Genomic DNA, 6,380 nt, shown 5'->3' with positions numbered 1-6,380 from the left:
GAATAGTTCTTTCTCCACCACTACTCCAAGACTGGAAAGAAACTGTACCGATAAGCGGAATAGTTTTTTCGCCGCCATCACCCTATCGGTGGAAAGAAGCTATACCGATAAGCGGAATAGTTTTTTCGCCGCCACCACTCCAACTCTGGAATAAGCGGAATAGTTCTTTCTCCGCCACCACTCCAAGGCTGGAAAGAAACTGTACCGATAAGCGGAATAGTTTTTCCCGCCACCACTCCAAGGCTGGAATAAGCGGAATAGTTCTTTCTCCACCACCACGCCATCAGTGGAAAAAAACTGTACCGATAAGCAGAATAGTTTTTTGCCCACCACCACTCCAAGGCTGGAAAAAACTGTACTGACAGCGCCACAGTGATTTCTCCACCTCCGCAACCATCCATGCTATCAGTGGAAAAAAACTATACCGATAAGCAGAATAGTTATAGCGTTCTGATAGCCTCTGGGTAAGATACGGAAAGTTTCACCGAGGAGGTGTACCTCAAGGTTGGGACAGAAACGACTGCGGATCGTATAAATCCGATAAACGCTATAAAAAAGTTAGCCTTTCCCGGTTTAACTGCTGTTGTGGCGACCAGTTGCACCTTGGGCGATCGCCCAACTCCCGCCCTCTCCTCTTCCTACTACTCCTGTAGGTAAGGGACAATCTGTTCTTTCCAGTTTAAATATCCTTCCCCATTTAGGTGAACCCCGTCTTCCGTGTACTTCGGGTTCAATTGTTGCCGATGGTCAGCAAATTTGGAAAATAAATCGATATAGCGATATGAGAATTGTTCCGCTAGGGCTTTGATTTGCCCGTTTAATTCCCTCACCGTTTCGTTGCTCATGGTGCGGGTGAATTCTTGATTGTTAATCGGCAATACGCTTTGCACCACCACGTCAGTCTCGGGACTTTTCTCGCGAATGGTAGCGAGAATTTGTTGATAGTTTTCTACAATAAATTTTAAGGGAATTTCTCGGTGGATATCGTTAATGCCAATGAGTAAAAAAATCTGTCTTGGTTTTCCTTCTACTACTACTTCTATGCGGTTGAGAAGGCTAGTTGTGGTATCGCCATAAATTCCCCGGTTGATGATGTGCGGGTTGCCCAAAAGTTCTCGCCATTCTGCGGAATCGGTGAGACTATCTCCTAAGAAAACAATCTGGTTGGGGGAGTTGGGTAGAAGTTTAAATAAGCTGGTTCGATGTCGATAGTAGTTTTCCCGGGAATTCGCGGCGCTATTGGGGTCACTGGCGAGATTCAGTTTTTGCATGAGGTAGGGAATTCCGCCTTTGTGGGCGATGAAGATGATGCCGGCGATCGCGAATAAAACATTGAGAGTTAGGGAGGCGAAATACTTGCCGTTTGAATGCTTGAAAATCCTCATCTTAAACAGGAAAATAGCTGGGGTTTATGCGAGAATGAAAAGATAACTCAAAGGTCATTTTTTACCGATTTTGGCAGGGCATCCGTGCGGTGGAGAAACTCGCCAACTCGCTGCCAAACTCGTTCTAGCAAATCCGGGCTGTCGGGGTCGAACCATTCGATTTCCCGGTAGCGGCGAAACCAAGTTCGCTGGCGTTTGGCAAATTGGCGGGTGTGCAAAACCGTGAGGTTTTTAGCCTCTTCCAGAGAGATTTTTCCCGCGAGATATTGCTTGACTTCGGCATAACCGAGGGTGTCGAGCAATGGCAAGTCGGAACCGTATTTTTGACACAGATATTGTACTTCGGAGACGAAACCGGCAGCAAACATGAGGTTCGTGCGCTGGGCGATGCGGCGATCGCAGGCTTCCACCTGCGGGCAGTCTAACCCGAGGTGTAAAATCGGATAATTGGGCGGATTTTCCCCCTGTTGGTGGGAAATCGGGCATCCGGTGACGTAAAATACTTCTAGCGCCCGTAACGTTCGCACCGAGTCATTGGGATGAACTTTTTGGGTGGATTCTGGATCCACTTGTTGCAACAGGGCGTAACAGTGGGGTTGACCCAAAGCGGCGAGTTGCGATCGCAGTTGCGGGTTAGGTGGCACCCGGGGAATCTTTAACCCCTTCACCACTGCTTTCAGATAAAGCCCCGTTCCACCGACTAACAACGGCACTTCACCCGCCGCCTGAGATTTGGCAATCAATTCGTTAGCTTGTTGTTGGTAATCGGCAACCGTCAAGGAATCCCGGGGGTCGCACAAATCGAGCAGATAGTGGGGCACCAATTGGCGATCGGCCACAGTAGGTTTAGCCGTACCGATATCGAACTCGCGATAAACCTGACGGGAGTCCGCACTGAGGAGCGGCGAACCGAGGCGTTGAGCCAACGCCATACCCAGGCTCGACTTTCCCGTAGCCGTCGCCCCACAGATGACAATTAAAGCAGACATAGCGCGCAATGGTTAATAATTCCTCAGTTGACGATCGCAAAACCCTCCCCGGCCCCTTGCCGATTCCCCCCGACCACCTCGCCCCCTCCATCCCCCCAAAAAATTTCTCATCATTTTGCCCTATCATCGCTGATAACCGTTTTGTGTTATAATTTTTGCAGTTTTTAGTATTTTAACCGTTTCAAGGGGCACAAGCCCGATTAATGGAGCTATTTTCGTATGACCACCAATTACAGTGCCGACCAGATACAAGTTCTTGAAGGTCTCGAGGCGGTTCGCAAAAGACCGGGGATGTACATTGGGTCCACTGGCCCGCGAGGACTCCACCATCTCGTGTATGAAGTGGTGGACAACTCCATCGATGAGGCCCTGGCTGGCTACTGTACCCACATCGAGATCGAGTTAAATCCAGATGGGACTTGTCAGGTCCAAGACGACGGACGAGGGATTCCCACCGACACCCATTCCAAAACCGGTAAATCCGCCTTAGAAACCGTGATGACGGTATTGCACGCCGGGGGAAAATTTGGCGGCGGCGGCTATAAAGTGTCCGGGGGCCTTCACGGGGTCGGCGTTTCCGTGGTCAACGCTTTATCCGAATGGGTAGAAGTGACCGTTTGGCGAGATAAGAAAGTCCATTTCCAGCGCTACGAACGCGGGATTGCCAAAGGGGAACTCCAGGTCAAGTCTATCAAAGAAAACCGCAGCGGCACAGCAGTATGCTTCAAGCCAGATCCGGAGATTTTTACCACCGGCACCGAGTTTGATTACAATACCATCGCGGGGCGGTTGCGAGAACTGGCCTATTTGAACGGCGGGGTAAAAATTACCTTTACCGACCACCGTCTGGAATTGCTCAAAGGTGACGAACCGCGCGTCGAAAGCTATTGCTACGAAGGTGGCATCCGCGAATATGTGGAGTACATGAACCGGGATAAGCAAGGGCTACATGAAGAAATTATCTACGTGTTCGGCGATCGCAGCGACGTACAGGTAGAAGTCGCCTTACAGTGGTGTACCGACGCTTACACCGATAACGTCCTCGGGTTTGCCAACAACATCCGCACCATCGATGGCGGAACCCACTTAGAAGGACTAAAAGCTGTCTTGACGCGGACGATGAATAATATTGCCCGCAAGCGCAACAAGCTGAAAGAGAACGACTCCAACCTCGGAGGCGAACACGTTCGCGAAGGCTTGACGGCGGTGATTTCCGTGAAAGTGCCCGACCCCGAATTTGAAGGGCAAACTAAAACTAAGTTAGGCAATACCGAAGTGCGCGGGATTGTGGATTCTTTGGTGGGCGAAGTGCTCACCGAATATCTGGAATTTCGTCCCAGCATCGCCGATGCGATTATCGAACGCGCATTGCAGGCTTATAATGCAGCCGAGGCGGCGCGACGGGCGCGGGAACTGGTTCGCCGCAAGTCGGTTCTGGAGTCTTCCCCCTTACCCGGAAAACTGGCGGATTGCAGTACGAAAGACCCCAGCGAAAGCGAAATATATATCGTTGAGGGGGATTCCGCAGGCGGAAGTGCCAAACAAGGTCGCGATCGCCGCTTCCAAGCGATTTTGCCCTTGCGCGGGAAAATCCTCAATATCGAAAAAACCGACGACACCAAGATATATAAGAACAACGAAATCCAAGCCCTGATTGCAGCCCTTGGGTTGGGGGTGAAAGGAGAAGAATTCGACGAGTCGCAACTGCGCTATCACCGGATTATTTTGATGACTGATGCGGATGTGGATGGCGCGCACATTCGGACGTTGCTGTTGACCTTTTTCTACCGCTATCAACGGGCTTTGGTCGATCGCGGTTTCGTGTACATCGCTTGTCCTCCGCTTTATAAGGTGGAACGGGGCCGCAATCATTACTACTGCTACAGCGATCGCGAACTCCACAACCTACTGCGAAATGAATTCCCCGCTAACGCTAATTACAGCATCCAGCGGTTTAAAGGTTTGGGCGAAATGATGCCCACTCAGTTATGGGAAACCACCATGAATCCCGAAAGCCGCACCCTCAAACGAGTGGAAATCGAAGATGCTGCAGAAGCCGATCGCATCTTTACCGTATTGATGGGCGATCGGGTCGCCCCTCGCCGCGAATTCATCGAAACCTACGGTCCGCAATTGAATATCACCGAGTTGGATATTTAATTGGTTATTGGTTGTTGGTCATTTGTCCTTGGTCATTGGTCCTTTATCCTTGGTCATTTGTCCTTGGTCATTGGTCATTTGTCCTTGGTCATTTGTCCAATGACCAATTTCTTCAAAGATTTATCGCAATTGTTAAAAAATGCAAAAAAATATCCCAGGGGTTGAAGGCGGAAGGTGGAATATAAATTATTAAGGTCAAGTGCATTTAGAATTGGCTCAATACAGAGAAATTGCGCTTTTGGCTGGGCGAGAATCGCAAGCGACAGAGGGCGGAAAAATTCCGCACTAAAACCAACGGCTATCCTCTCATTAAAACTACAAACAATTGGACAATTGCGAGGTCGGTTATGATAAACCAATCTACCCTAAAAATAGTCGGGTTGGCTGTCGGGGTCGCATTATGCCGTTTCTGTCATTCTACCCCAAGCACCTCATCGGTGAAAACCTCCACCTCACCCATATGAACACTGCTATATACCCAATGTAAATGCTTAACAGCTTATCGGATAACTGTCAGTTCCGACAGGTTGGGAAGGAATTTGATGCGATCGCCCGCTGGGTTATTTCCCCGCATCCGCATCGGCGATCGCAACTGGGGAATTAGAGAACTGGTGAGGTGTTAAGCTTAATAGTCCTTCCAGAATCCAACCGATCGCAGTACGATTACTAATAAATTCAACTGGTCCGCAAATTCAACTATTTCTAGTTAATTTGTTTCATCAAATAACTAAATCTAAGCAGGTTTGAATCAATGCCGATAACCATAATATGGCTATACCCCAAGGCACTATATCACCCATATCTGTTTAAGAAAACTTCGATTCTCGCTGAATACCGTCAATCAATTTTTGCAGCCACGAAGTCTGAGAAATTCCTGTTGAAATTTGAGAGTTTTGAAGCAAGCTATGCTCAGAAAACCACAACATTCCAAGCGAACGTCGATACCAGTGATACAGACGTTTGGGGCGATCGACATATTTAAGGCCGATCCATTGGACATAAATCCATATTAGGGCTAAAGTAAAGCCAATAACAGTTGCTATTAACTTCTCTCTAATTACATTGGATGTTACGATAACAAATGCTCCAGCATGAATTGCAGCAAATCCTTGAAAGCGGTTCCAGTATATTTCTTGCTCTCGATGGACTTGTTCAGTTAAATACGACAGTAAAGATAGTTTATCCTTGACTTCTGCTTCTAAAGCAACGAGCAAACTCTGTTCTTCATCGCTTAAGTTTCCACTAATTGTTGCAAGTTTGTATCGAGTTTGAGGGTCTAAACCTGTTGGGGGATTGGAAAAAACATTCGTAGGGGTTGAATTAGTGCTGTTTAAGTTGGAATTAGAAGGTTGCGGTTGAGTCATTATAGTTGCGCTCCTAAAAGTGATTTTTTAGATTGGCTCTGTCTAATATTGTAGTGTTAAGATTTTTAAATCAATACTCCGGAGAGTCTTAGTGTTAACGACATTGAGAAGGATTCCAGGGTACTCCCTGGAAACAGTGCTTCCCCTGGGGCGATCGCACCGACGGGAACCAGAGAACTGTCAATGGTAACACTTATTTTAAAGATTAATGGTTTATTCCGCAACTATTCCGCCTGTCGGTACAGTTTTTTCATCCCTGGGGGTTGGTGGTGAAATGTAGCAGGTCTCTTTCTTTATGCGATCCGCAGCCGTTTCTGTCTCAACCCTGTCGGTACCTCCGAGGTGAAAAATTCCTCTACCTCACCAATATGAGAAAAGAGGCGATCGCTGGAAAAAATTGCCATGTTTGGCAGCAAGTTGTGATAGAATGGAGATAAGCCGTGGGGGGAGGCAGGGCGTTTAAGCAAGTTATGCATTGCATC

At 48.1% G+C, this 6,380-nt stretch carries 5 protein-coding genes; 1 reads left to right on the top strand and 4 read right to left on the bottom strand.

Translation table 11 applies throughout. The annotated features are described in order from the left end of the window. Positions 1 to 641: 641 nt before the first annotated feature. Positions 642 to 1,385, bottom strand: coding sequence for a GDSL-type esterase/lipase family protein (locus tag LKK83_RS30540; protein WP_324635239.1), 744 nt, complete (start codon positions 1,383 to 1,385; stop codon positions 642 to 644). Between the two features lie 47 nt (positions 1,386 to 1,432). After that, positions 1,433 to 2,374 (bottom strand): tRNA (adenosine(37)-N6)-dimethylallyltransferase MiaA, encoded by a 942-nt coding sequence (gene miaA, locus LKK83_RS30535; RefSeq protein ID WP_324635238.1) that lies wholly within the window; start codon positions 2,372 to 2,374, stop codon positions 1,433 to 1,435. 219 nt (positions 2,375 to 2,593) lie between these two features. Here miaA and gyrB point away from each other — a divergent pair, with 219 nt between their 5' ends. Then, positions 2,594 to 4,534 (top strand): DNA topoisomerase (ATP-hydrolyzing) subunit B, encoded by a 1,941-nt coding sequence (gene gyrB / locus LKK83_RS30530; RefSeq protein WP_324635237.1) that lies wholly within the window; start codon positions 2,594 to 2,596, stop codon positions 4,532 to 4,534. Between the two features lie 806 nt (positions 4,535 to 5,340). Here the strand turns inward: gyrB and LKK83_RS30525 are convergent. After that, positions 5,341 to 5,898, bottom strand: a complete 558-nt coding sequence (locus tag LKK83_RS30525) for a hypothetical protein (RefSeq protein WP_324635236.1) — start codon at positions 5,896 to 5,898, stop codon at positions 5,341 to 5,343. A 293-nt stretch (positions 5,899 to 6,191) separates the two neighbouring features. Next, on the bottom strand, positions 6,192 to 6,380 hold a 189-nt coding region (locus tag LKK83_RS30520), incomplete at its 5' end, for a hypothetical protein (RefSeq protein WP_324635235.1).

This window comes from Phormidium sp. CCY1219 (assembly GCF_035615515.1).
Lineage (GTDB): Bacteria > Cyanobacteriota > Cyanobacteriia > Cyanobacteriales > Laspinemataceae > CCY1219.
Note: the sequence above shows the minus strand (reverse complement) of the source record. Positions and strands in the feature narration are given on the sequence as shown.